Annotated in this window: 24 protein-coding genes; 4 read left to right on the top strand and 20 right to left on the bottom strand. The window is 54.3% G+C overall.

Going from position 1 to position 21,666, the window contains the following annotated elements:
• Positions 1 to 81: 81 nt before the first annotated feature.
• From R0135_RS02545 to R0135_RS02495, 11 genes are all read right to left on the bottom strand, one after another.
• Positions 82 to 1,002 (bottom strand): 5'-nucleotidase, encoded by a 921-nt coding sequence (locus tag R0135_RS02545; RefSeq protein ID WP_407348696.1) that lies wholly within the window; start codon positions 1,000 to 1,002, stop codon positions 82 to 84.
• A gap of 102 nt (positions 1,003 to 1,104) precedes the next feature.
• Entirely contained in the window at positions 1,105 to 2,427 is a 1,323-nt protein-coding gene (locus R0135_RS02540) for an alanine/glycine:cation symporter family protein (protein ID WP_407348695.1), read from the bottom strand.
• A 43-nt stretch (positions 2,428 to 2,470) separates the two neighbouring features.
• Entirely contained in the window at positions 2,471 to 2,806 is a 336-nt protein-coding gene (gene yajC / locus R0135_RS02535) for a preprotein translocase subunit YajC (protein WP_407348694.1), read from the bottom strand.
• Between the two features lie 128 nt (positions 2,807 to 2,934).
• Positions 2,935 to 3,738 (bottom strand): exodeoxyribonuclease III, encoded by an 804-nt coding sequence (locus tag R0135_RS02530; RefSeq protein ID WP_407348693.1) that lies wholly within the window; start codon positions 3,736 to 3,738, stop codon positions 2,935 to 2,937.
• A gap of 4 nt (positions 3,739 to 3,742) precedes the next feature.
• Positions 3,743 to 4,219, bottom strand: coding sequence for a thioredoxin-dependent thiol peroxidase (gene bcp / locus R0135_RS02525; protein WP_407348692.1), 477 nt, complete (start codon positions 4,217 to 4,219; stop codon positions 3,743 to 3,745).
• An 81-nt stretch (positions 4,220 to 4,300) separates the two neighbouring features.
• Positions 4,301 to 4,852 (bottom strand): NUDIX hydrolase, encoded by a 552-nt coding sequence (locus tag R0135_RS02520; protein WP_407348691.1) that lies wholly within the window; start codon positions 4,850 to 4,852, stop codon positions 4,301 to 4,303.
• Positions 4,849 to 5,325, bottom strand: a complete 477-nt coding sequence (locus R0135_RS02515) for a flavin reductase family protein (RefSeq protein WP_407348690.1) — start codon at positions 5,323 to 5,325, stop codon at positions 4,849 to 4,851. Before R0135_RS02515 ends, R0135_RS02520 begins: the two co-directional genes overlap by 4 nt.
• Positions 5,322 to 5,780: a molybdenum cofactor biosynthesis protein MoaE gene (locus R0135_RS02510; RefSeq protein WP_407348689.1), complete on the bottom strand. Its 459-nt coding sequence runs from the start codon at positions 5,778 to 5,780 to the stop codon at positions 5,322 to 5,324. Before R0135_RS02510 ends, R0135_RS02515 begins: the two co-directional genes overlap by 4 nt.
• 2 nt (positions 5,781 to 5,782) lie before the next feature.
• On the bottom strand, positions 5,783 to 6,025 hold the full coding sequence (locus R0135_RS02505) for a MoaD/ThiS family protein (protein ID WP_407349864.1): 243 nt from the start codon (positions 6,023 to 6,025) through the stop codon (positions 5,783 to 5,785).
• A 15-nt stretch (positions 6,026 to 6,040) separates the two neighbouring features.
• Positions 6,041 to 6,556 carry a cyclic pyranopterin monophosphate synthase MoaC gene (gene moaC / locus R0135_RS02500; RefSeq protein ID WP_407348688.1) on the bottom strand — a complete coding sequence of 172 codons (516 nt, stop codon included), beginning with the start codon at positions 6,554 to 6,556 and terminating at the stop codon, positions 6,041 to 6,043.
• Between the two features lie 113 nt (positions 6,557 to 6,669).
• Positions 6,670 to 7,821, bottom strand: a complete 1,152-nt coding sequence (locus R0135_RS02495; protein WP_407348687.1) for a flavin monoamine oxidase family protein — start codon at positions 7,819 to 7,821, stop codon at positions 6,670 to 6,672.
• 189 nt (positions 7,822 to 8,010) lie between these two features.
• Here R0135_RS02495 and R0135_RS02490 point away from each other — a divergent pair, with 189 nt between their 5' ends.
• Complete coding sequence (locus R0135_RS02490; RefSeq protein WP_407348686.1) at positions 8,011 to 9,336, top strand: serine hydrolase domain-containing protein; 1,326 nt, start codon at positions 8,011 to 8,013, stop codon at positions 9,334 to 9,336.
• A gap of 19 nt (positions 9,337 to 9,355) precedes the next feature.
• Here the strand turns inward: R0135_RS02490 and R0135_RS02485 are convergent, their stop codons facing one another.
• The 3 genes from R0135_RS02485 to arfB form a co-directional block, all read right to left on the bottom strand.
• Positions 9,356 to 10,060 carry an SOS response-associated peptidase gene (locus R0135_RS02485; protein WP_407348685.1) on the bottom strand — a complete coding sequence of 235 codons (705 nt, stop codon included), beginning with the start codon at positions 10,058 to 10,060 and terminating at the stop codon, positions 9,356 to 9,358.
• Positions 10,061 to 10,097: 37 nt separating this feature from the next.
• The gene (locus R0135_RS02480) at positions 10,098 to 10,523 is read right to left on the bottom strand and encodes a PaaI family thioesterase (RefSeq protein ID WP_407348684.1); all 426 of its coding nucleotides are present in this window, start codon (positions 10,521 to 10,523) and stop codon (positions 10,098 to 10,100) included.
• Positions 10,524 to 10,643: 120 nt separating this feature from the next.
• The gene (arfB, locus tag R0135_RS02475; RefSeq protein ID WP_407349863.1) at positions 10,644 to 11,012 is read right to left on the bottom strand and encodes an alternative ribosome rescue aminoacyl-tRNA hydrolase ArfB; all 369 of its coding nucleotides are present in this window, start codon (positions 11,010 to 11,012) and stop codon (positions 10,644 to 10,646) included.
• A gap of 202 nt (positions 11,013 to 11,214) precedes the next feature.
• On the opposite strand from arfB, the gene R0135_RS02470 reads away from it, so the two are divergent.
• Positions 11,215 to 11,643, top strand: a complete 429-nt coding sequence (locus R0135_RS02470) for a MarR family winged helix-turn-helix transcriptional regulator (protein WP_407348683.1) — start codon at positions 11,215 to 11,217, stop codon at positions 11,641 to 11,643.
• 80 nt (positions 11,644 to 11,723) lie between these two features.
• Here the strand turns inward: R0135_RS02470 and R0135_RS02465 are convergent, their stop codons facing one another.
• The 5 genes from R0135_RS02465 to R0135_RS02445 form a co-directional block, all read right to left on the bottom strand.
• A complete protein-coding gene (locus R0135_RS02465; RefSeq protein WP_407348682.1) occupies positions 11,724 to 12,824 on the bottom strand; it encodes an HD domain-containing phosphohydrolase in 1,101 nt (366 codons plus the stop codon).
• 126 nt (positions 12,825 to 12,950) lie between these two features.
• On the bottom strand, positions 12,951 to 13,289 hold the full coding sequence (locus R0135_RS02460) for a DUF2894 domain-containing protein (protein ID WP_407348681.1): 339 nt from the start codon (positions 13,287 to 13,289) through the stop codon (positions 12,951 to 12,953).
• Positions 13,282 to 13,932 carry an OmpA family protein gene (locus tag R0135_RS02455; protein ID WP_407348680.1) on the bottom strand — a complete coding sequence of 217 codons (651 nt, stop codon included), beginning with the start codon at positions 13,930 to 13,932 and terminating at the stop codon, positions 13,282 to 13,284. The genes R0135_RS02460 and R0135_RS02455 overlap by 8 nt, the downstream gene beginning before the upstream one ends.
• 2 nt (positions 13,933 to 13,934) lie before the next feature.
• Positions 13,935 to 15,905 (bottom strand): hypothetical protein, encoded by a 1,971-nt coding sequence (locus R0135_RS02450; protein WP_407348679.1) that lies wholly within the window; start codon positions 15,903 to 15,905, stop codon positions 13,935 to 13,937.
• Positions 15,902 to 16,672 carry a DUF3348 family protein gene (locus R0135_RS02445; RefSeq protein ID WP_407348678.1) on the bottom strand — a complete coding sequence of 257 codons (771 nt, stop codon included), beginning with the start codon at positions 16,670 to 16,672 and terminating at the stop codon, positions 15,902 to 15,904. Before R0135_RS02445 ends, R0135_RS02450 begins: the two co-directional genes overlap by 4 nt.
• Before the next feature lie 622 nt (positions 16,673 to 17,294).
• Between R0135_RS02445 and R0135_RS02440 the strand changes: the two genes are divergently transcribed.
• Together R0135_RS02440 and R0135_RS02435 are read left to right on the top strand one after the other, a co-directional pair.
• Positions 17,295 to 18,116 carry a hypothetical protein gene (locus R0135_RS02440; protein WP_407348677.1) on the top strand — a complete coding sequence of 274 codons (822 nt, stop codon included), beginning with the start codon at positions 17,295 to 17,297 and terminating at the stop codon, positions 18,114 to 18,116.
• A 176-nt stretch (positions 18,117 to 18,292) separates the two neighbouring features.
• Positions 18,293 to 19,033, top strand: coding sequence for a hypothetical protein (locus R0135_RS02435; RefSeq protein ID WP_407348676.1), 741 nt, complete (start codon positions 18,293 to 18,295; stop codon positions 19,031 to 19,033).
• A gap of 166 nt (positions 19,034 to 19,199) precedes the next feature.
• Here the strand turns inward: R0135_RS02435 and R0135_RS02430 are convergent, their stop codons facing one another.
• Complete coding sequence (locus R0135_RS02430; RefSeq protein ID WP_407348675.1) at positions 19,200 to 21,626, bottom strand: CehA/McbA family metallohydrolase; 2,427 nt, start codon at positions 21,624 to 21,626, stop codon at positions 19,200 to 19,202.
• Positions 21,627 to 21,666: the final 40 nt, after the last annotated feature.

Here is a 21,666-nt window from a genome sequence, read left to right as displayed (position 1 = left end):
CTGAGCGTGTCGGTCTGACGTTAGAAAGAATAGCCATTAGATGCAAGTCCTTTCAAGCCTTTTGGGTATAAGGCGTGAAATTCATGCATCCCGCTCGTTAGCCACCCCATGAGGAACGTGTCCAGTCGCGATGTGTGGACTTGCCGACGCGCAATGCGCCGGCTGATCATCAAAAAATACGTCTGCTTCGTAGGCCCGAAGAAAATCCGTCTTATCCAAACCGCCAAGAAATATAGATTCATCGATTCGAATATTCCAGGCACGCAGTGTTCGAATCACACGTTCGTGCGCGGGTGCCGAACGTGCCGTTACCAATGCTGTACGAATCGGCGGATCTTCGGCCGGAAGCGCCTGCTGTATGTCGTGTAATGCCGACAGGAACAGCTTAAAGGGTCCACCGGACAAGGGCGTGCGGGCCGAAGCCTGCTCGCTGGCGGTAAAGGCATCCAGGCCCTGAGCCTTGTACACACGCTCAGCCTCATCCGAAAACAAAACAGCATCACCATCGAAAGCAAAGCGCAGCTGGTCCGATCCGCGATTGGCGCCCTTGTTGGACACGAGCGTCGCCGCCGCTATGCCGCACTCCAAGGCGTTGCGCACGTCTTCTGCTTCACTGGAGAGAAAAAGCTGGCAGCCAAAAGCGTTGATGTAACGCCAGGGGCTTTCGCCGCCGCAAAATGCCGCGCGGCTAATTGTCAGACCATAGTGCTGTATGGAATTGAATACTCGCAGCCCCGTGTCGGCGCTATTGCGCGACAAGAGCACAACCTCCACACCCTTATCGCCGCCCTTATCTTCACGTAAGCGAGCATTGATTCTTAGCATTTTCTCTACGAGGGGGAAGGCCTCACCGGGCTCAAGAGGCTGCTCTTCATGCTCTATTTGATATGCAGAGTAAGCCGCGAGACCTTCCTCTTCATACACCCGATGACTTTCACTTAAGTCAAAGAGCGCACGCGATGAAATCGCGATGACGAGTTTTTTATCGAGTGAAACGCTCATAGCGCGAGCATACCCTGCAAAGTCCTTGCTACAAAATACGGAGCATTAACAAGCCAACTACTCCGCTACCCGGCTAAAAGGTAAATCCTCTGATACAAGCCCCTAGCGCCGGAAGTACTCCCGGCTCAGTCGAAAAACGAGAGGCCCCAAAAGCAACAACGCGATGAGGTTGGGAACCGCCATAAACGCATTCAGCGTGTCGGCGATGAGCCAAATCAGATCCAGTTGTACGACAGTTCCAATGGGGATCGCCAGTACCCAGGCGACTCGAAAAGGCATGATGCCCTTGGTTCCGACCAGAAACACGACACATCGCTCCCCGTAAAAGGACCAGCCGATCATGGTGGTAAAGGCAAAAATACACAGCCCCAAAGTCACGATAATGTCTCCCCCGGGAAAGGCGTTACCAAAAGCCATGCTGGTGAGGCTCGCGCCGCTCACGCCGCTGGGAAGCACGTCCATGATAACGATCACGAGTCCCGTAATACTGCAAACAACCAGGGTATCGATGAACGTACCAAGCATCGCAATCATGCCCTGCTCTACAGGCTCATTGGTTTTTGCCGCCGCGTGGGCAATCGGCGCGCTTCCAAGACCCGCTTCGTTGGAAAATATCCCCCGCGCCACACCAAAACGTATGGCTGCCCAAATTGAGGCTCCGGCAAAGCCGCCCAAGGCCGCCGAACCGGTAAAGGCTGACTCGACAATAGTAACCACAGCGCCGGGTACCGCAGAAGCGTTCATAGTGATGACGATAACGCCCATGAGCAAATAGCTGCTGGCCATAAGTGGCACCAGATAACTCGCGACACTGGAAATTCGTTTTATACCTCCCAAGACCACGGCACCAACAAGCACCATTAGGGTAAGACCGGTAAAGAGTGGCTTGATGGCATAACTGTCATTCAACACCTGCGCAACAGAATTCGACTGCACTGTGTTGGCAATACCAAAACCTGCAAGACTGCCGAAGATTGCAAAAGCAAAAGCAAGCCAATGCCAATGCGCGGCAAGGCCGTTGCGAATGTAATACATGGGGCCGCCGCTGTACTGACCGTTGCTGTCCTGCTCACGAAAATGCACAGCGCACACGGCTTCCGCATACTTGGTCGCCATTCCAAAGAGTGCGGTAATCCACATCCAGAACAGCGCCCCGGGACCACCGAGGGTGATTGCAGTCGCCACTCCGGCGATATTGCCCGTTCCGATGGTTGCAGACAGAGATGTCATCAAGGCACTAAACGGAGAAATATCCCCCGCGCCCGCGCCAGCACGACCGCGAAACAGCAGTCCAAAACCGGCAGGCAACTTCCGCAGGGTAAGGAACCCCAGTCCCAGAGTTAGATAAATACCCGTGCCAAGCAGCAAAACAAGCATTACCGGACCCCAGGCAATACTGTTGATGGTGCTAATCAGCTCAACCATGTTCTTACTGCCCTCATATCACCGGTGTTTTGACTATCACTCACTAGCCAATGCTTTTTAGTGTGCCTTTGGGCAGCACGGCGTGAATGTGCACACGCTGAAACTTGAGCTCGACCTTTTCACTAACACTGAGCACAACGTAGTTATCGTCGAGACTCACGATCTTGCCAAGAATGCCCGAGCTGGTCACAACCTCATCACCCTTACCCAGTGCCGCAACCATCGCGGAGTGCTCTTTTTGACGCTTGCGCTGAGGGCGGATGGCGATGAAGTAAAAAAGTACAAAAAGGCCAACCAGGAAAATAATCTGGAAAAGCTCGCCTCCGGCGGGTGCACCTGCGGGGGCGGCTGTCTGAGCTTGGGCTGATGCAATAAACACGGTAACTCCTTAGGGGATAACTCAATAATGGAAAAAGGCTATGTGGCGAGCAAAGTACAACTACACCCGCCTGTCAGTGGCGATGGAATGTAACGGTTTTACCCATCCCCAGCAAACTGCCAATCGATCTAGGACTTAATTTCCAGCTCGTACTCCATAATTTGCGGAGCATGATCAGAAAAACGCTCATCGGTATAGATAGATGCGCCGCTGACAGCGGGGACAAGCTTTGGGGTAATCATCTGATAATCCAATCGCCAACCTACGTTGTTGGCCCAGGCCTGTCCTCGATTGGACCACCAGGTATATCGATCCGGCTCTTCATCAACCACACGAAAGGAATCCACGAAACCAATTTCATCATAGATCCGATCAAGCCAGGCTCGCTCCTCGGGAAGGAACCCCGAGTTCTTTCGATTAGCGCGCCAATTGCGTAAATCAATATTCTGATGGCAGGTATTCCAGTCAGCGCAGATAATGAACTCTCGGCGCTTGCGTTTCAGAACCCGCAGATGCTCCAAGAACAGCTCCATAAAGATGAACTTCTTTTCAAGCGCGGCCTCACTGCTTGATCCCGAAGGCACGTAGAGCGATATCACCGACAGTCCTGCATAGTCGCACTGCAAATACCGCCCTTCCCCGTCCACTGGCTCCCAGCCAAGTCGAGTGGTTACTGATCGAGGTTTCACCCGGGAGTAAATCGCAGTTCCGCTGTAACCTTTTTTCTCGGCATCGTTGTAGACACAGTGGTAACCCTGAGGATGAAAAGCCTCATCGGTGAGCTGATGCACCTGAGCCTTTGTCTCCTGCACGCAGACAACATCTGGAGATTCCTGCGCCATCCATTCGAAAAACCCTTTGCGTTGAGCTGCACGTATACCGTTTGCATTGAAGCTGACAACGCGTGTTGTTGGAGAAACCCCGGAACCCATAACGCTACAGTCCCAGCTCTTTAATCAAAGCCAAAACATCATCGTGATGCGTCTTAGTCTTCACTTTGTCCATGACGTGCTTGAGCCGACCGTCCTTGCCAATCACAAAGGTGGTTCGCAAAATTCCCATGAATTCACGGCCCATAAACTTTTTCAGGCCCCAGCAGCCGTACTTTTCAGCGATGGCATGATCCTCATCGGACAGCAAACTGAAGTTCAACTCCTGCTTCTCGATAAAACGGCCAAGACGCTGCACAGGATCGGGACTAACGCCAAGCACGACGGTATCCAGTTTTTTGAGGGCACTCTGGCTATCCCGTAAACCACAGGCCTGAGTAGTACAGCCGGGCGTCATTGCCTTGGGGTAGAAATACAAAACAACATTTTTCTTGTCGCGAAAATCTTTGAGACTTACCTTTTTGCCGTCTTGATCAAGCAGTGAGAAAGCCGGAGCAAGATTGCCTACCTTGGGGAACGCCATAGAGGTCTCCTTTCAAATTGTAAATTGATTATTGTGATACTCAGTCGCCGAAGTGCCCTAGCACCGTCAAAGGCACAGTGCCTAGTTTTTCTGAGGAGGTTTTCGATACCGAATAGCATCGACGACAACGGGGTAATTATCCCGGCGTCGGTCGTCGAAATAAGCTTTTAGCGTCTCCCGTACTACTGGGAACGCAATTTCTTCCCAGGGGACATCTTGCTCTGTATACAAGGCTGTCTCGAGGCTCTCTGGCCCCACACCAAAGAGCCCTTCATCCAAAGCACATCGATAAAACATATACACCTGGCTGATGTAAGGCACGTCAAACACCCGATACAAGTGCATATTGCTCACCCGTGCACGCGCCTCCTCCCAGGTCTCTCGGGCAGCACCTTCTTCTGTGGTTTCGCCATTTTCCATGAACCCCGCTGGCAGAGTCCAAAAGCCATAGCGCGGCTCGATAGCACGTTTGCACAGAAGCACTTTGTCTTCATACACCGGAAGACAACCGACAATAACCCGGGGGTTGATGTAATGTATGTGGTCACAGTCATCGCAAATGTATCGATCTCGATCATCCCCTTTGGGAATACGCAGCTCAATAGATCCTCCACATTCGCTGCAGAATTTCATTTCAACTCCCGGTACTGGCCGCCAAAAAACACCAGAGGCGGCTGTGCATTGGTCTCAGAAACGCGCGTTACCCTACCGAGCAAAATCGTGTGGTCACCGCCATCCAGAGCTCGCTCCAAACTACATTCAAAATTAACCACGGCGTTATGAATCAATGGAGCGCCATTGGTTCCTGGTTCAAAGTCCTGTGCAGCCAGTCGATGCCCCCCTTTTTGCGCATAGCCAGAGGAATGCCCCTGCTGGTCTTGGGCAAGGACGGCGATACAAAAATTTGGAGCCGACTCATAGAGCGCATAAATCTCCGCATCTCTTTGCAGACTCCAAAGAACCAGAGGCGGGTCTAGAGATACCGACGCAAATGAATTCACTGTTAAAGCATGGGCCACACCGTCATCGTCCATGACCGTCACCAGGCAGACCCCTGTTGCAAACTGGCCCAGCGCATCGCGCAACTGTCGAGAATCAATAGTCATGCGATTGCGCCCCTGCCCCATCGTTTTGCGCGATCCTGATCGGTGCTCTTGGCATCAACCCAGTGCCAGTTGCCCTGAAGATCACGCTCGCGCTTCCATAGGGGTGCAGAAACTTTTAGATAGTCCATGACAAATTCGCAGGCGCTAAATGCCGCCGCGCGATGCCCAGACCCCACAGCCACCCATACAATGGGATCGCCGGCAGCCAGCTCTCCCACTCTGTGCTCTACCTGAACAGCCTGAACCGGCCAACGCCGCGCCGCACTGTGGATCGAATCCAAAATGGACTGCTCCGTCATGCCCGGGTAATGCTCCAGGGTCAAAGCGCTAATACCATCGCCGCGAACAAAGCCGGTAAATGTCGCTACAGCACCTGTCTCATCAGCACTGCGAGGAAAATTCTGCATCAAACTGGATACATCCAAAGGCTCTTTTGAAATATTGACCGAAAACATATTCAGCCTCCGGTCATCGGCGGAAAAAATGCAACTTCATCTGAACTTGCCAGAGGATGATCCTCACTCACAACCTTTTGGTTCACGGCACAAAAGACGTTGGGGTCAGCCAAAGATTCAGCTAGCTCCGTATTCACGGACAGACGCAGCAGGGCGCGCAACGCTGCTACGTCTGCAGGGCAGTCCGCATCAGCAATCTCAAAACTGTCGCTGCCTAGCAGTTCCCTGAGCCGGGCAAAAAACATGATTTTCACTGTGAGCTATTCCTCGTTTTGCGTGTCTTGATGCCCATCCGGCGAATTTGCTCGTTCCCACACCCCGGAACGCCCTCCCTCTTTACGCACAAGACACAGTTTGTCGATCATCATGCCCTTGTCGACAGCCTTACACATATCGTAAATCGTGAGCGCGGCAACGGAAGCTGCCGTGAGCGCTTCCATCTCAACTCCCGTGCGCGATTGTACCGAGGCACTGGCCGTGACAAGCACGCCCGGTAAGGCATCATCAAGCTCAAAGTCCACACTCACTGCATCCAAAGGCAGACTGTGACAAAGGGGGATCAGCTCATCACAGCGTTTGGCAGCCTGAATACCGGCAATCCTTGCTACAGCCAAGACGTCGCCTTTTGACAGACTGTTAGAACGAACCTGTTCAAGCGTCTCTGGCCGCATGACAATCTGCGCCGAAGCAACAGCTCGTCGGGCAGTGATTGCTTTGTCGCCAACATTGACCATGCGGGCGCGTCCCTGGGCATCCAGATGCGTAAGCGTCGTCATATTCTTGGAGTACTTGCGGAAAGCGCTCAGTCTAGCCAAAGGCCTCTGCGCATACCAGCGTGAAAGCAATGTTTCACGCTGGGCCTTGATTGTCCGCGCACAAAAAAAAGCCCCTATAGCAACTCAAAAACCGGCTCGTTAGGATCTCCCAGTCCAGACTCAATATTGAGTGATAGAGCAACTTCACGCGCAGCACGTTCACCACTGTTATACGCACCATGCACAGTGCCGACCGTCTCTGGGTCGGCAGTCGCCTCACCAGCAAAAAACAAGGTCTCACCCATACTCGACGCGATCTCGATATGCGTCAACGTACTACCGGGCTGCGTTGCCGCGCCAAGGCTAAATGGATCAGCCAGCCAGTCAGCCGCGCCTATCCAGCTCGCATCACTCAAAGACGGCAAGGCCTCAAACCCCGAGTCAAAAGCACGAATTGCCAGAGACAAGCGCAGTGACTCTGGTTGCTCAGCCAACACAGCCGCCCGGGAGCCTCGAAACTGAGCCTCCAACAGCACATCGCCTTCCACGCTTGCAGGAAATGTGCGCAAACGCGTCGTGGCGTCTTCAAAAAGCCAGGGCCGGCTGGGGTCTTTCAACTTTGCAGCCGCTACTGGAAACAGAGCCGCGACACTTATTGCCGGCTGCATAGCCAGAGAGTGTAAGGCATTCATTTTGGAGGACGTCAATGCAGGCGTGATGGTCAGAGCATTACTGCGCAACACCCCCGGAGGTAACGCAATAATAAGTCGCCGACCGGTGACGGCACTGCTGAGCCCGCGATTTGTGTAATTCACCCCCACCAGTCCCTGACGCCAGAACACCTCTCGCACCTCGCTATCGAGTTGCACCCGTCCCGTAGAGGACTCTGCAAGAGCCCGCACCAATGCTGCCATGCCGGGATACAAGCTGAGGCTGTTATCGGGCAATTCATCAATGCTTAATCCCAGGCGCTCAATCACCGGCCAGTCACGCCCTTCGGCCTGCGTGAGAGATAAGGCGCCGAGTTCCGCATCGCGGCTGCTGTTCTGATGACGAACCGAGTGAACGCGCCCTCCGATACGGTCGCGCGCCTCAAGTACCAATACCTTTAGATCGCTGTCGAAACTCACAAGACGTTCGGCCGCAGCAAGACCGGCAACACCCGCGCCTAACACAATGACATCGTAATCAGTTCCCAACCCCTGCGCGGCCGCCTTATGGCCAAGCAGTGAACTCAGGGCCGGAAGACCGGCAGAAAGCTGCAAAATTTTTCTACGAGAAATCACAATAATGATCCAATCCCATATACCGTCGCGGGAGTCGGAGCATAACGCAGAGCTGTCGCAAACATGCAGCTTGACATCCCGCGCTTGTGCGCCTGGTCTCAATTGCCTATCGTGCCTTTGCGAGCGACGTCCCGCTGGCGCGCTCATGCAATACGCCGCCCACTAGCTGTTCTTTGGAGAACGATAACAATGCAACAAAAATCTCTTGTGAGCGCGCTCTTCGCGTGCCTGATCAGTGCTTGCCTGCTCGTCGCGCAAGTCGTTATCGCAGATGGCAGCCCCCAGCCTATGGCGATTCCAAGTGCATCACCAGCGCGGGAGGGCTTCTCCGGCGAACGCCTTGCGCGTATTAACGACCGTATGGAAGAAGCCGTAAGTGAGGGGATCATGGTGGGCGCCCATGGCGTAATCGCCCGCAACGGTACTATTGTATTTGACGAAACCTGGGGCATGGCAGATAGAGAGGCCGGCAAGCCCATGACCGATGACGCACTGTTTCGTATTTACTCTATGAGTAAACCCATAACCGCCGTCGCCCTGATGATGCTTTATGAAGAAGGCCACTTTCTGCTCGAAGACCCGGTCAGTAAATATATACCCGAGTTGCAGGGGCTGGTTCTTGCACAAGAAGACCAAAATGGTGATGTGCTAAACAAGGCGCCTTACCGGCAGCCGAGTATTGGCGACGTTCTGAGTCACACGGCGGGCATGACTTATGGAATATTTGGCAATACGGCCGTGGACAAACTTTACCGCGAAGCTGACTTGCTCCGGGCGCCAGATCTCACCGAATTCTCCAAGCGCCTGGGCACCCTGCCCCTGCTCTTTCAACCCGGTTCCCGCTGGCATTACAGTGTATCGGTGGATGTACAGGGTTATCTCGTTGAAGTACTCAGCGGCCAACCCTTTGGCGACTTCCTTCAAGAGCGCATATTCGGACCTCTGGGCATGACGGATACTTTTTTCGTCGTGCCAGAAGCAAAGCAGTCCCGCCTTGCAACACTCTATTCACCCAAAGGCACAGTAATGGACTGGAACACGCCCTGGCAGTTTACCGCCGAGACGGAGTTAGTACCTGCCGATCCTGAACTCACCCGGCCGTACCTGGATGGAAGTCTGTTTCAAAGCGGCGGAGGCGGACTCGTATCAAGTACAGCCGATTATCTACGCTTTGCCCTGATGCTTGCCAATGGCGGCAGCTTAAATGGCGCTCAGCTTCTGTCACCAAAGACCGTCGAGCACATGCGCAAAAATCACCTTGGAGACGCTGACTCCTCTGGCCTTTGGGGTATGGATGGCTTTGGCCTGGGCGTAGGCATCATCGAAAGCACGGCGGGCAAAAGCGGCGAACTGGGCGCCGACAACGCCTATGGCTGGGGTGGCGCGGCAGGCACCAATTTCTGGGTGGACCCCGAAGACAACATCGTAGGGCTGTTTATGGTTCAGAGCGTCCCTCACCAAACCCCCTTGGCCAAGAAGTTTCGAGTACTCACGTATCAGGCACTGATGGACTAAAACAACAGATAAGTATCTGTTATCGAGCGTCCGGTGAAAGTACAACTCTATCTCCCGTGGGCAACAAACCGTCGGGGCTTTTGTTACGGGAGTTCCCGACAGAGCGACTGACAGGCACCAGGTGCAGTGATTCACGTAACTGCGGCCTGAAAATCGGGTCGTCCACAGCGATGGGGGCCTGATTATCCAGCCATCGCTCTCGATCGCCGCTGGCCAACATCACCGGCATACGTGAATGCCAGGGCTTAAACGCTTCAGCCGCAGCAGTAGTCACCAAAGTGCAGGAAAGCAGCGGCTCACTGTCACTGACATTTTTATCAAACCAAAGGTCCCATAGCGCAGCGACCGCCAGGGCCTCGGCTTCGTTACTGATAAGCCAGGGCAGCTTGTCTCCCGCGCTACCTCGCCACTCAATGAAAGATGACATGGGCACGATGCCCCGCTGACTCGCAAAGGGCTTTCGAAATGCCGGGCTCTTACTGAGACCTTCGCTGCGCGCATTAAACATTGCGTACTTTTGGCTGGGCTCCTTTGCCCAGGAGGGCGTCAACCACCAACGTGCCTGCTCTGAACTGCATGCAGTCCCCGCATCATGTCGCAATAAAATTACAGACTCGGTAGGTGCAACGTTGTAGTGGGGAGCAGTAAGCTTCAGATCGGCACCCAGACCGTCCAGCAGCACCTGCAAGCCTGGAGTGCTAATAATGTTAAAACGACCGCACATGGGTAACTAAAAACCTATCGCCAAGCGAAAACGGTCTTCATTGGTCCTTAGGCTTACGGTAAATCTTGGCAACACTCTGCGTTGTGGCCAGCAGGGTACCCTCGGCATTGAACAGTTGACCATCAAGAAATCCGGTTTTGTGGGAGAGCCGCACAATTCGACCCACGGCAGTGAGGCTTCCTGCGCGAGTCGCCTCAAGGTAACGCGTGCTGATCTCCAGAGATGACAGATTGCCCACGGTATCGTCATAGGCGAAAACCGCGTGACTCATCGCCGCATCGAGCATGGCGGTGACAAAGCCACCTTGCACCACATCACCCGAGTGGCAGAAATTCTCGTCCACCGTAAAGGTGAGCGTCGCGGTACCCTCCTTGGCATCACACTCCGACACCTTACCGTCGAAAAGCTTCATGAACACCGGAAGATTGGCGTTAAGACGCTCGAGTTCGCGGGGTTTACGCATGCTGATTCCTAATGGGCTGAAAAATGAGCCGCGACTTTACCCATCAGCTGCACGCCATTCAACATTGAGTTTCTTGGCTAAGGGACTGTTTTTACTGTTTATAACTTTCTGTTCGACCTGCTATTCTACGCTAGGCTTCTTACGCAAATTCTTGTTTTTGCTAGTTATATCTTTACTTTTCAGGCGCCTCTCCTTGGATGCGCGCGTAGGGCGGGTTGCTCTTCGGGACTTGGGCACAAAGCTGGCCTCCCGGAGCAGCTCTACCAGACGATTTATGGCATCTTCACGGTTCTTACCCTGGGTCCTGTGGCGCTGAGCCTTCAGCACGAGCACCCCATCCTCAGTGACCCTCCGGTCGCGACTACTCAGCAGGCGCTCTCTAACGCGCTCCGGAAGCCTTGCGCGGTGCAGATCAAAGCGTAAATGCACTGCCGTAGAGACCTTGTTGACGTTTTGACCCCCTGCACCACTGGCGCGCACGGCATCCATCTGCACATCGTCGAGATACAGGTCAAACTCCGGCGTCACGGGGATTTTGTTGGAGGATTCGCTCACAGGGCAAGCATACACGGCTCGCGATCGCGGTCACAGGTGGCCTGGCAGATAAGTAAGTGCTCAGTTATTTACTTTCAATATACTTGATAGATCAAGTATATATCATGTAGTATGCATCTATTAGTAAGGAGTTCATATGAAAACACTCAATCCCAGAGCCAAAACTCTCGTTGATCTGTGGCTGGCCAGCGAACGCATCTCCGCCCGAATAGATCACAATCTGGGCGCTGTGCATGGCGTTGGCTACGTAGAATTTATGGTGTTGTACCAGCTCGCCCGCTCCCCTGACCTGCGCATGCGTCGCGTGGACCTTGCAACCGCGATTGGCAGAACGGCATCAGGAGTGACAAGGCTGTTAAAGCCCATGGAAAAAATCGGCTTGATTGCCCGTGACTCTAGCGACAGAGACGCGCGGGTAAGCCTGGTTACACTCACCCCGTCGGGAAGAGATCGCCTTGAAGACACCCTCTCCACGATGAACGAGCTAGGCCAGCGGCTTACCCAGGCAGTTGGCGACAGCCAGCTCGACAGCGCCGCCGCAGCATTGGCGATCCTTCGCGATTAAGCGGTCGGTCTTCAGCGATGTCATCAGCGCAAGGGAGTTGACGCGTATCCGACACAGCCAAAGACCGTCTTGTTGTCACTTCACAGCACGAGCTCGCCGCTTTCAATGAGCTGAAGACAAGCGGTAGCCACCTCGGGGTCGTACCGGGTGCCGGCCCCATCGGCAATCTCTTTGACCGCCGCATCAATACCAAGCGCCGAACGATAGGGCCGGTGCGTTGCCATGGCCTGTAGTGTGTCGGCGACCCCGATTATGCGCGCCTCAATAAGAATAGACTGCCCCGACAGCTGATTTGGGTATCCGCTACCGTCGAACCGCTCATGATGTTGTTCGATGATGTCTGCGATCGGCCAATCGAAGTCAAGGTTGCGAGTAAAATCCGCACCAATGGTGGGGTGCTCTCTTATCATTTGATACTCGGCATCCGTCAATTTAGTCGGCTTACAAAGAATCTCTGCGGGAATTTGTATTTTACCTATGTCATGAAGCGCAGACGCCACCCCAAGACCTCGGAGCTGAAACTCCTCTAGCTCTAGTTTTTCACCAATCATGACGGCAACTCTAGTTACCCGTTTATCGTGGTCGGCTGTATACGGATCACGCGCCTCAAGCACATTCGAGAGTGTTTTTATCACCTGATCCAGAGTGTTGGCGACCGAGGCCGCGGACAGCTGCTCTCTCTCCCTCGCACGCTCCGCCTCCTCCCGTGCGTTAATGAGTTCGCTGATATCCTTGCCCGTTGAAATAAAGTACTCGCCGACCGGATAACTTGTCATCAAAAGATGCTGCCCAAGATCTGCGAAGTAGTGCTGCCACGTATGAGCTGCCCTGTCTTGGAATATCTTTTTTACTATGGGCGCAAAAAGTTCTTTTGCGTCAGTCGAAAAAATTTCTTCGGTTGTTTTTCCGATGACGTCTTCAGCTTTTTTGCCCCAGGACTGTTGTGCAGCTGGGTTGAGATCCACCAACCGCCAGGTGAGAATCTCGCCTGCGGCATCGCGAACCACTTTCCATAAGTGAACTTCGTCCAACATATTTGTGATGAGCTGGCGGAAGTCGAATTCATTTTCACCAACAAGTTCCTTGATATTGATTCTCTCAAGGCCACTGACGGACTGCTTACCAATGTGGTTGTGACGATCAGTCAAAATAAGCCACCTCCTACTACTTACCCGCAGCATACATCAACAGATTAAACAATAGGGGGTTTTACTAGGGTGGAGACATGCTGATGTGGGTTTTGTGCGACCTACCTTGAACCAAGCTTATGTCGCTTACACGGTGAGGATGGGCCTTGTCGCCCCCTATCAGGCTTGCTCTTCCAACCAGAGCAAGGTGTCGAGATAACTGACCAGAAACTCCAAATAATTGGGTGCCCGCTGATCCAATGCGAGCAATGCTTTTACAACCAGCCCCTGAGAATTCAACGGTCCTGCTGCCTCAGGCAGAGTAGCCATAGCTTGCTCTATTCGCGCCTCAACATCGCGTTTCCAGGTGCGCTGGCGCACTACATCGAGCGCCTTTAGCTCAGTCCGCTGGCCCAGGAGTGTCCTCAATGCGTCCAGCGCTTCCAATGTTGGGACGAACGACGACTCCGGCCTCTTAGAACCCTGGGCCAACGCCCCGTTTTCTGCTGAGTCAGCCATTGGGAGAACGTGTGCTTGAGGGGATGGTACGGGGCACGGGCGCCATTTCAACGCGTCTATTCAATGCGCGACCTGACTCATCACGATTTGGTGCAACGGGCTGCTGGTCGCCAAATGCCGCTGCGAATACGCGATCGGCGGGCAGCCCCGCTGCGACAAGCTCACGTGTCACGGTCAACGCGCGCTGAGCCGACAACTCCCAGTTATCAGCAAAGTTGAGGTTGCCTGACTGAATCGGCAGGTCATCGGTGAATCCGCTGATCATCAATAATTGGTCATTTTCTTCGAGAAAAACGCCGAGGGGATCAGCCAGTGTGACCAAGAGTTCTCGACCCTCATCTTGCAATCGGTCAGAGTTCAGAGCGAATAACACACTGCCACTAATTCCGATACGACCGTCGCTAATTGTGATTCGCCCAGTGGACAAAGGCCCAGCCAGGGCTTGCTCGAGTAACTGGCGACGCGCCTGCTCCCGCTCCCGCTCCGCCTCTGCCTGCTCAAGGTCTTTTGCCAGCTCCAATTGAAAGCCCAGTGTCCAGATCAGGATGAGCACAAACACACCGACCAGGCCCGTCATTAGATCACCGAAGATTGCCCAAATGGGGGGCGCATCGTTCAGACCATCATCCAGAAACTCTTTCACGCTTACGCTGCCTCAACCTGCAAAGCTGCCGTCACCGATTCGAGCCGTTCGAGTATGGTTTGTTGCGTAATCAGGTTATGGTCAATTATCTCCCTCGCTTGATCTACGTAATATCCCATCTGCTGATCGCTGCGCGACCCCGCAGCCATCAACACTTCGGTGATAGTCGTCAGCGATGTGTTAACTGCCTCGCTACTTGTTTTGAAGGCCGCCACAGAATCGGCAAAGCCACCACTCAACGCTGCTAATTCGACTGCAGTGCTGGCAATTTGTTGCCCGGACGCGCCCAATTGCTCACCCAGATTCCCGGCCAGAAGGTCCAGGGCTTCACCGTTGCGCGCCAGCAACTGATCCAGCTCAACACCGAGCTTGCTCGACAACTGCTGCCAATGCTGTTCGTTGCTATCAATCGTTGATGCCATCTTCTTCGAAAGACTGTCAGACACCTGGGTCAACTGCTGCGCGCTCTGCACCATGAGCTGATCCAGGTTATCGGCTGTGGCGCTGGATTGCCGCTCGATGTGTTCCTTAAATTGAGAGGTCATCGTCTCTAGCGCGGCCTGCTGTTCTTCGCCGCGCTCCTTCAGGTTCGCAATAAGCACCAACTGCTGCTCCAGCACGGTCGATCGCTCCTCCATCAGCAACTTATCGCGCTCAAGCGATCGATCGGCATTGTCCTTGAGGGTGTTAATCAAATCACTGCCGGTGCCAATCGACTGTCGGCCAACTGACTCCATCGTGGCAACGGATTGATTAAGGCTGCTGGTCATTGCTTGAAGCTGCTCGCCAAGCGACTCCTGCAACTGCGTAATTTGCGCCCCACTGCTATCGAGCCGCTGGCGTTCCAGCGACTCAATTGTCTGGAGCTGACTACCCAGCTCTGCAACAAAGGTGTCGGCGCGTTCGCTCATTGTGCTCTGCCAATGCGCCTCAGCAACCCGGCGCGCTTCCAGCTCCTCGGCCTGCTGGGCATGCAAGGCCGTGTGTAACTCCTGGTCTACCTCTCTGCGCGCCGCAGCCTCGCTGGCAAGCTGCGCAGAAGCCTGCTCTAACAGCTGCCCTACAAATGGCTGCAAAGTCTCTGCGGTCTCTTTGCCCGTATTGGCCAGGTTGTCCTTGACCTCGCTAGCAAGCGCCGCCGTCAGCGCCTGAAAGTCTCCACGCACCGCTGTTTCAAACTCGCGCTGCTGGGTCACAAGCTGCTCACCCGAGCGCTCACTCCAGGAGGCCAGCTGCTCTCCAAGCTGCCCCAACTGCTGACCCAAGGCCACAAGACTGGCTACCGCATCAGGTAAAGCTCTGGCCTGCTGCTGCAGCGCATTGTAGGCTTGCGTACGTTGATGGCTGAGCGAATGATCCCGAAAAAATTCATCCCGATGACGATCCAGCACTTTGGACACTCGGAGTCGCTCCCGCTGACTGAGCGTTGCAATCAATCCCAGCATGGCGGATGCCGCAACACCGGCGACCGAGGTGCCAAAGGCTATCCCCAGTCCCTGAATCGGTGCGGCCAAACCTTGCCGAATCGCCGTTAGCTCGGTACCACCCTCGAGTGCCAGAGCCGCGCCCCCAAGTGTGGCGACCATACCTACGAAGGTACCCATCAAGCCCAGCATGACCAACAGCCCTACCAGATACGGAGTCAGGATCGGCGCAGGTAGCCCCTGAAAGTGACCCACAATACGCTGGTGTACAGCATGGCGTAATGTTTCGGGAACAGTGGACAGCCATGCATCCAAGCTTGGAGTATCGGCGGGCGATGACGGGTCTGAGTCTAAGCTGTTCAAGGCCAACCCCAGGCCTTCGGTATGCCGCTGATAACGCCAGAGCTCTGCAGCGCCGACGCCGTAGGCCGTGACGATCAGTAACATGACCAGCAGGGTCAACCGGTCATCGACAGCTACTAATCGAGCCATCAGAACAATTAATGCCATGCCAGTGATAAAGGCCGCGTAGGAAAGAACTCGAGTCATGGATTTTCTCGGATAGGATCTTCAGAAGTCAGGCAAGACAACATGCCCTGAAGGGGTTGAAGCCTGAGTGTTAGTTCTGCGTGCAGCAGCTGCTGCAATTCATCGTGGAACCGCGCCAACCAACCACCCTCCTGAAGCCAAAGCTTGGGTTCACCAGCGACCCAATCTTGCTGGTGTTGGTGGAGACGCAGATGCTCAAACCGCTTAGCTACCAGCTTGGGCAGCGTTGCCAAACAACGGCGGCTGTACTTCACGAATATGGGTCCCAAAGCAACCTCTATCGCCGCGACTTGTGCCAGCGCATCACTTTTACATTGCAACTGCGCTAGTAGTGCTTTTCTGAGCTGAGCCACACGCCGCTCAAGCTCGCTTTGGTGCAGACTGTAAAACCGCTCATAACTGACGGCCGCCTCGGGTGCGTTTAAGGTGTTATCGCTTGCAGCGGGCAGGCGAAACGCTTTTTTGCCTGCAATGATTGGCTCGTCCTCTTGGGTCATAAAACTCGCATCAATTGATGCCCGTATCGCGGCCCTATGCTGGTCAAAAAGTGAATCGCTCGCATCGGTGTTAGCAGGCTCAGGGCACGCGCGCACGCTGTCGAGCGTGGTAAAAAAATCGGACAAGGTGATGGCGTGGGAGATGTCGATCAAATCGGCCAATCGATTGGCAAAAACCCGTTTGCTGGGCAGTGAAGACACCAAGTCCAGATCAGTCAGACGACGTACCAAGGGTGCCTGCCCCAAAGACGATGATGTTGCCTTGGACATAATTGTGAACAGAACGCCTTATGTAGCGGAGGCGCTCGGCCCGCGTACAACGTGTTTAGGAAGTGGCAGTCAGCGGATACTGACCGTTGGGCGCGATGGACAACGCTGCGAACGCTTTTGCGCCGCCGAGTATGCCAACCGCGTGCGGCGCGCAGGGTAGCGCAGATTAGCGGTGGGATTAAAGGGCTAAAAGTGGTGTGCAGCTACTGAACGCTGCTTATTTTGGTTCTGTCTCTGTTTGCGGTTGCTTAAAAGGAGTCCGGCAATGGGCATACGGAGTCTGTAAACCCCTCAATCAATAAACCATCACCGATAGTGCCGGGAAATATCACTGAGACACATGCAGAGAGGCTTTCAGCAGCCTAGGACTGCAAGGCTCCACGTAGGCAAAGGTTTGCGCCATTCGTGCCCCTTTAAAAAATGCTCCGATTGGACCTATTGGGGCTGCCCGGAGGGCTCAGGAAGAGGCAATATCAGCAAGCGAAGGGTTGGCAATCCAAATCAGACCGCCTCGACGAGGATTATTATCGACCGCTTTCGCGTAGCAGCGCGAAGTTGCCCATCGGCATATCTTCGTTCAACATAGCAAACAGACCAATAATCAAGCCAATGGAGTGACCAAGTGCCATACCCAAAAGCGATCATCTGGCTTGGACTCACTTTGCTCACAATTATTTGGGGGTTCTGGCAGTCGTACTTTGCGACTCAGAAGCCAATTCCTGCCGCTTTCCACGTTCATGCCGTGTCCGCACTCCTATGGGTCGGCCTCCTAATGTTCCAACATTGGTCGATACACGGAAAGCGACGAGCGATCCATAGAGCAGCCGGACAACTTAGTCTCGGATTGTTCCCATTTCTGCTGGCAGGCTTCGCCATGATTGTGAATGTCTCCGCCAAGGGTTATGCAACAGGTGAATCAGAATTCATGCAGGTTGCAGGGCCTAGCTTTGGCATATCTATGGTCATGGCAATGGCTGCTTATATTGTTCTTTTCTACTCAGCCTTGAAGTACCGTCGGAACGTGAGGCTCCACGCTGGCTACATGCTGGCCACCGCTATAGTGTTATTTGAGTCGCCATTTTCCAGAGTCATTCCTGACTACTTTCCGTTTTTGATGTTCGCCAACAGGCCCTATCCGGTTGGCGTCTTGGACACCATAGCGCTCGCAATGCTGATCTCGGCGCTTTTTTCTTTCGTGGTGTACTGGCGCGTAAAAAAAGATGGCTTCCCGTTTTTGCTTGTAGGAGTTTTGCTTGTTATAGAAGCTTTCCTTATGGGTTTTGGTACGTCAATCGAGCCTGTGCGCCAGCTGTTCGCTCGATATGCGGAGCTGCCAGAGTGGCTAACAGTTTCAACTGCATTTGCTCTCGGCGTTGCGACAGTCTGGGCTGGCTGGACTGCACCAAATCGCCAGGGACCCTCCACGCAGATTCAGCCAGCGTAATCACAAGTAAAACCCGATATTGAAGAGCAGTGGATAATCCGGTGGTGGTCAAATGGCCGCTATGAGGTTTTATGAGGCATCACCAGGGGCCGCTTTCGCCAAAAAGCAGAGGTCGCTAAGTGCGATGCCCTGTATTATCGTCGGAATACCCGGGCGGATAAGGAACCTAAGACCCAGTGATTTTAAAGAGGCTGGCAGGCTCAATCTCCAGGCAAGACTGGTTTTCAGTATGCCTTGAAATCCTGATCGTGGTAGTTGGCATCTACCTTGGCTTACAGGCGAGTGAATGGAGCCAGAATCGAGATGACCGCCAAGCCGAGATTGCTTATCTCGAAAGGATCGTCGTTGACCTTCGTTCCTCCGAAACCCAGACTCGAAAAGATGCTAATTTTCAAAGCCGTCATGCAGTCTACGGCGGGTTGATCGTGGACTCGCTCGATGCATGCGAGTTGAGTCCGGGGAATAGAGACGAGTTTGCAAGCGGCATTTATTTGGCTGGAAAGTACATAAACGCCACGTTTGTAAAGGCGACAATCGAGGAGTTGTTGTCGTCGGGTCGCACCACGCTCATTCGTAACGCAGAGCTGCGACAAAAAATTATTGAATTGCTGAGGTTCTATGATGAACATCTTTTCTACATGAGTGATGTCCAGCTTCGAACGGTCCCCCACATTAACTATATTGACAGCGTAGTCCCGGTTACGATTCGTGGAGCAATCGGCGGTGGCGCGAATATCACCTGGGACCGCCTCCGCACGAGTTTTGAGGACATGTGTAAAGACAAAAGACTGTTATCAGCGGTAATCGTAACCACAAACTACACTTGGGATTCCACCCATTCGCTATACAAATGGGCTGACCAGCTATCGGGGCTGGGCAGTGAGGTTGAGACTGAGCTAAGAGCCCTGCTTAAATAAAAGGTACCCCGCACACTCACACGCTCCTGTTAAGGTCAAAGCACAATCGGGCCTTGATGCACTTGATGAACTCCAGCGGGGCGTTCCGCCCCTCCACATAGGCAGAGGCACATAAACTCCGCTGACGCCTACTTAAAGCCTTTTTCAATGTGCTTATTGTCCCGCCCTAATTACCGATCAGACCCGTAAGCACCTTACGCGCCTTGGCAAAGCGCGCATCAAGTTTGGGGGTATCGCCCCGCTTGTAAGCACTGATAAATCGGCTCTGAGAAAAATCGAGCAAGTCCATCAAGTCGCGGGCAGCGCTCTTGGCAGCTTCCGGTTCTGTACTGCCAATCTCGTTAATCCAGATCGGCGCCGAGTGGGCAAAATGGGTTGGTGACATGGAAGGCCAGCCGTCCGGGCCACCATGGGCCCGTGCAGCAATCCAACCGCCACTCGGAAGAACGCTCTCACCTGAATAGACCTTGGTCTCGCCTGCACTAATGCCTTCGAATGTTGCGACCACCTCCCCGTTCACAATGATGTCAACCTTCTCGACGGGCTTTACGCTGGCAAGTTCAAGGGACCATCTCTGCTTGCCGCTTTTGACCGCGCCGCCGGGTTTGGTGCCATCCACGGAGAACAGAAGAGCCGGGCCCGTCGTCAGGAAGCCTTTGCCAGCCAGAGTGGTCTGCACGGCCTCGTCAAATGTGGCTGCGCCTCCGGCTGCAGGCAGGTAGGCACGGGCAGTTCCCATTGCCGGCGTGCGGTAAAAGTTTGCCATCATATCCGTGCCTGAGGTTGCTGGCATGGGCTGGCCGATATTGAGGAACCGATACCAGGTTTCCGCAGTTCCCAGCGGGCTTGTCCACATACAGACGAGCTCGATTCCAACGCCTTCACTCAGCACTCCGTCAAGAATTAACTCATAAGGCGGTGCATTCGCAGTGAGGTCATCAAAGGGGTCCTCATGGCCAGCGACCGGATGGACGTAAGTGGGCAGGAAACCATTTGCCTGAGCAAAGGCGACGGCGTCACCATTCGAGTGGTCACGGGTATCAAAGAGCGGGGAACCGGGCTCAAAGAACCAAGGCGCAAAGGCCTTGTCAGCCCCAATGAGCCCGACATGGCCATGGAACCCTGATCGTACTTCCTGTGAGAGGACGGCCTCTGCGCTACCCTCGCCCCTGACTCTATTTCCAAGGCGGTCTGTGTCTACGAACCGGTTGTATTGGTTCCACGCCATGGGCGCGACATGGTCCAGTTGCTCACCTGCCATCAGTGGCAGGAGGTCCGAAATCGCAAGGTCATGAACACCGCTGGCGTTAAGGTGGATGTGATGATCGGCCGAGACATAGCCGGCCGCTTTCGAATCCCAGACAAATTCAAGCGCAAGTGCGACCTTGGCGGTTTGCCCGGCGCGCACCGTAAAACTCGCCTCTGTCGGGGTCGAGAACGGTCCGTTGACCGCCTTTACGGTGTACTTAGCTGGAGGCAGGTCAAGTGAAAGCCTGCCATCAGTATAGAAAAATGCTCCGCCGTTCTGGATGTCAGAATAGGTTGGTCCGTCAGGCGATACCACAGGATGGCCATCTGCGCGAAGAATGGAAACACGCGCAGGTAGCGGGCCATCTACGCCAGACACAGTCAAACTGACTTTGCCCAGGGGCGTCCCATGATCAAAGCTGGTTACTTCTATGTCTGAGATTGCGCCGCCTGCCGTCGGCACTGACATCAAATGGAATTGCTGAGCCCCATCAGAACGGCTGAAATAGACTGTGGAGCCGTCCGCCGAGAAGGCCGGTGTGAGCGCGCGCATGCCAGGTCCCGTCAGCCAGCGATACAGATCCGGGCGGTCTCGGTCCATCACGGCAATCCGGTTGCTATTTCCATCACCAATGCCAAAGACGACCGCCTGGCCATTCGGGTGGGCGTCAGGCGTAATGTGGGGATGCCAGCCCTGCTCATTTAGAAGCACATCTGTGCCTTCGAGCGGATTGCGATAGCGGATTGTTCGCGATGGTCCGCTCTGCCCCATATAGATAAACCCGCCCGAGGAAACGGACCGTGCCCCGCGTGTCATGCGGCGGTTGTCCGTCAGACGTTCCTCCACTCCGGTAGCGATATGCCGCTTCCAGATATCTGGCGTGCCGGACTTAGCGGAGGTGTAATAGATTGAGTCGCCATCCTGGGTGAATTCTGGATCGAGATCGATGGCGGGCGAGTTTATGAGTATCTCCGAGCCATCGGGCAGCGCCTTGATAACGATTTGCGTATCAAGGCCCGTGTCTCTGACGAATACAATTCGGTCGGCCGAAGGTGACCAGCGGGGCCGTCCGTCAACATCGGCACCGCTCGTCAAACGTGTTGCCTTTCCGGTCTCAAGGTCCATGAGCCAGATCCACCCCTGATGGGCAAAGGCGAGCGATTGACCATCGGGCGATGGCGCAGGATCAATGGGCCCGGAACTCACAATAGGCAGGTCTTCCTGTTCGAGATAAGTGTGATGCCCATAGGTGTCGACTTTGGGATAACGGTGTTCCCATTGCGCATACCCTGGAAAGGCGATGGTCAGGAGAGCGGCACAAGCGGTGAGACGAGTGAGATTCATGAATGGCCTCAATGGTTTAACTTCAGACCACTACTTTCCA

This window comes from Congregibacter variabilis (assembly GCF_045689235.1).
In the GTDB taxonomy this organism is placed as follows: domain Bacteria; phylum Pseudomonadota; class Gammaproteobacteria; order Pseudomonadales; family Halieaceae; genus Congregibacter; species Congregibacter variabilis.
The sequence above is the reverse complement of the archived record's forward strand: the minus strand, read 5'-3'. Positions and strand labels throughout refer to the sequence as shown.

What these genes read in the sequence shown, in the direction of transcription:
- R0135_RS02505 (WP_407349864.1), bottom strand. Translation starts at nt 6,025, where the DNA reads ATGTTTTTTGCCCGGCTCAGGGAACTGCTAGGCAGCGACAGTTTTGAG.
- R0135_RS02465 (WP_407348682.1), bottom strand. Translation starts at nt 12,824, where the DNA reads ATGCTGCGGGTAAGTAGTAGGAGGTGGCTTATTTTGACTGATCGTCAC.
- R0135_RS02540 (WP_407348695.1), bottom strand. Translation starts at nt 2,427, where the DNA reads ATGGTTGAGCTGATTAGCACCATCAACAGTATTGCCTGGGGTCCGGTA.
- R0135_RS02515 (WP_407348690.1), bottom strand. Translation starts at nt 5,325, where the DNA reads ATGACTATTGATTCTCGACAGTTGCGCGATGCGCTGGGCCAGTTTGCA.
- R0135_RS02545 (WP_407348696.1), bottom strand. Translation starts at nt 1,002, where the DNA reads ATGAGCGTTTCACTCGATAAAAAACTCGTCATCGCGATTTCATCGCGT.
- bcp (WP_407348692.1), bottom strand. Translation starts at nt 4,219, where the DNA reads ATGGCGTTCCCCAAGGTAGGCAATCTTGCTCCGGCTTTCTCACTGCTT.
- R0135_RS02510 (WP_407348689.1), bottom strand. Translation starts at nt 5,780, where the DNA reads ATGTTTTCGGTCAATATTTCAAAAGAGCCTTTGGATGTATCCAGTTTG.
- R0135_RS02485 (WP_407348685.1), bottom strand. Translation starts at nt 10,060, where the DNA reads ATGTGCGGTCGTTTTAACATTATTAGCACTCCAGGCTTGCAGGTGCTG.
- R0135_RS02460 (WP_407348681.1), bottom strand. Translation starts at nt 13,289, where the DNA reads ATGGCTGACTCAGCAGAAAACGGGGCGTTGGCCCAGGGTTCTAAGAGG.
- R0135_RS02450 (WP_407348679.1), bottom strand. Translation starts at nt 15,905, where the DNA reads ATGACTCGAGTTCTTTCCTACGCGGCCTTTATCACTGGCATGGCATTA.
- R0135_RS02490 (WP_407348686.1), top strand. Translation starts at nt 8,011, where the DNA reads ATGCAACAAAAATCTCTTGTGAGCGCGCTCTTCGCGTGCCTGATCAGT.
- R0135_RS02430 (WP_407348675.1), bottom strand. Translation starts at nt 21,626, where the DNA reads ATGAATCTCACTCGTCTCACCGCTTGTGCCGCTCTCCTGACCATCGCC.
- R0135_RS02445 (WP_407348678.1), bottom strand. Translation starts at nt 16,672, where the DNA reads ATGTCCAAGGCAACATCATCGTCTTTGGGGCAGGCACCCTTGGTACGT.
- moaC (WP_407348688.1), bottom strand. Translation starts at nt 6,556, where the DNA reads ATGACGACGCTTACGCATCTGGATGCCCAGGGACGCGCCCGCATGGTC.
- R0135_RS02520 (WP_407348691.1), bottom strand. Translation starts at nt 4,852, where the DNA reads ATGAAATTCTGCAGCGAATGTGGAGGATCTATTGAGCTGCGTATTCCC.
- R0135_RS02530 (WP_407348693.1), bottom strand. Translation starts at nt 3,738, where the DNA reads ATGGGTTCCGGGGTTTCTCCAACAACACGCGTTGTCAGCTTCAATGCA.
- arfB (WP_407349863.1), bottom strand. Translation starts at nt 11,012, where the DNA reads ATGGATGCCGTGCGCGCCAGTGGTGCAGGGGGTCAAAACGTCAACAAG.
- R0135_RS02480 (WP_407348684.1), bottom strand. Translation starts at nt 10,523, where the DNA reads ATGCGTAAACCCCGCGAACTCGAGCGTCTTAACGCCAATCTTCCGGTG.
- R0135_RS02470 (WP_407348683.1), top strand. Translation starts at nt 11,215, where the DNA reads ATGAAAACACTCAATCCCAGAGCCAAAACTCTCGTTGATCTGTGGCTG.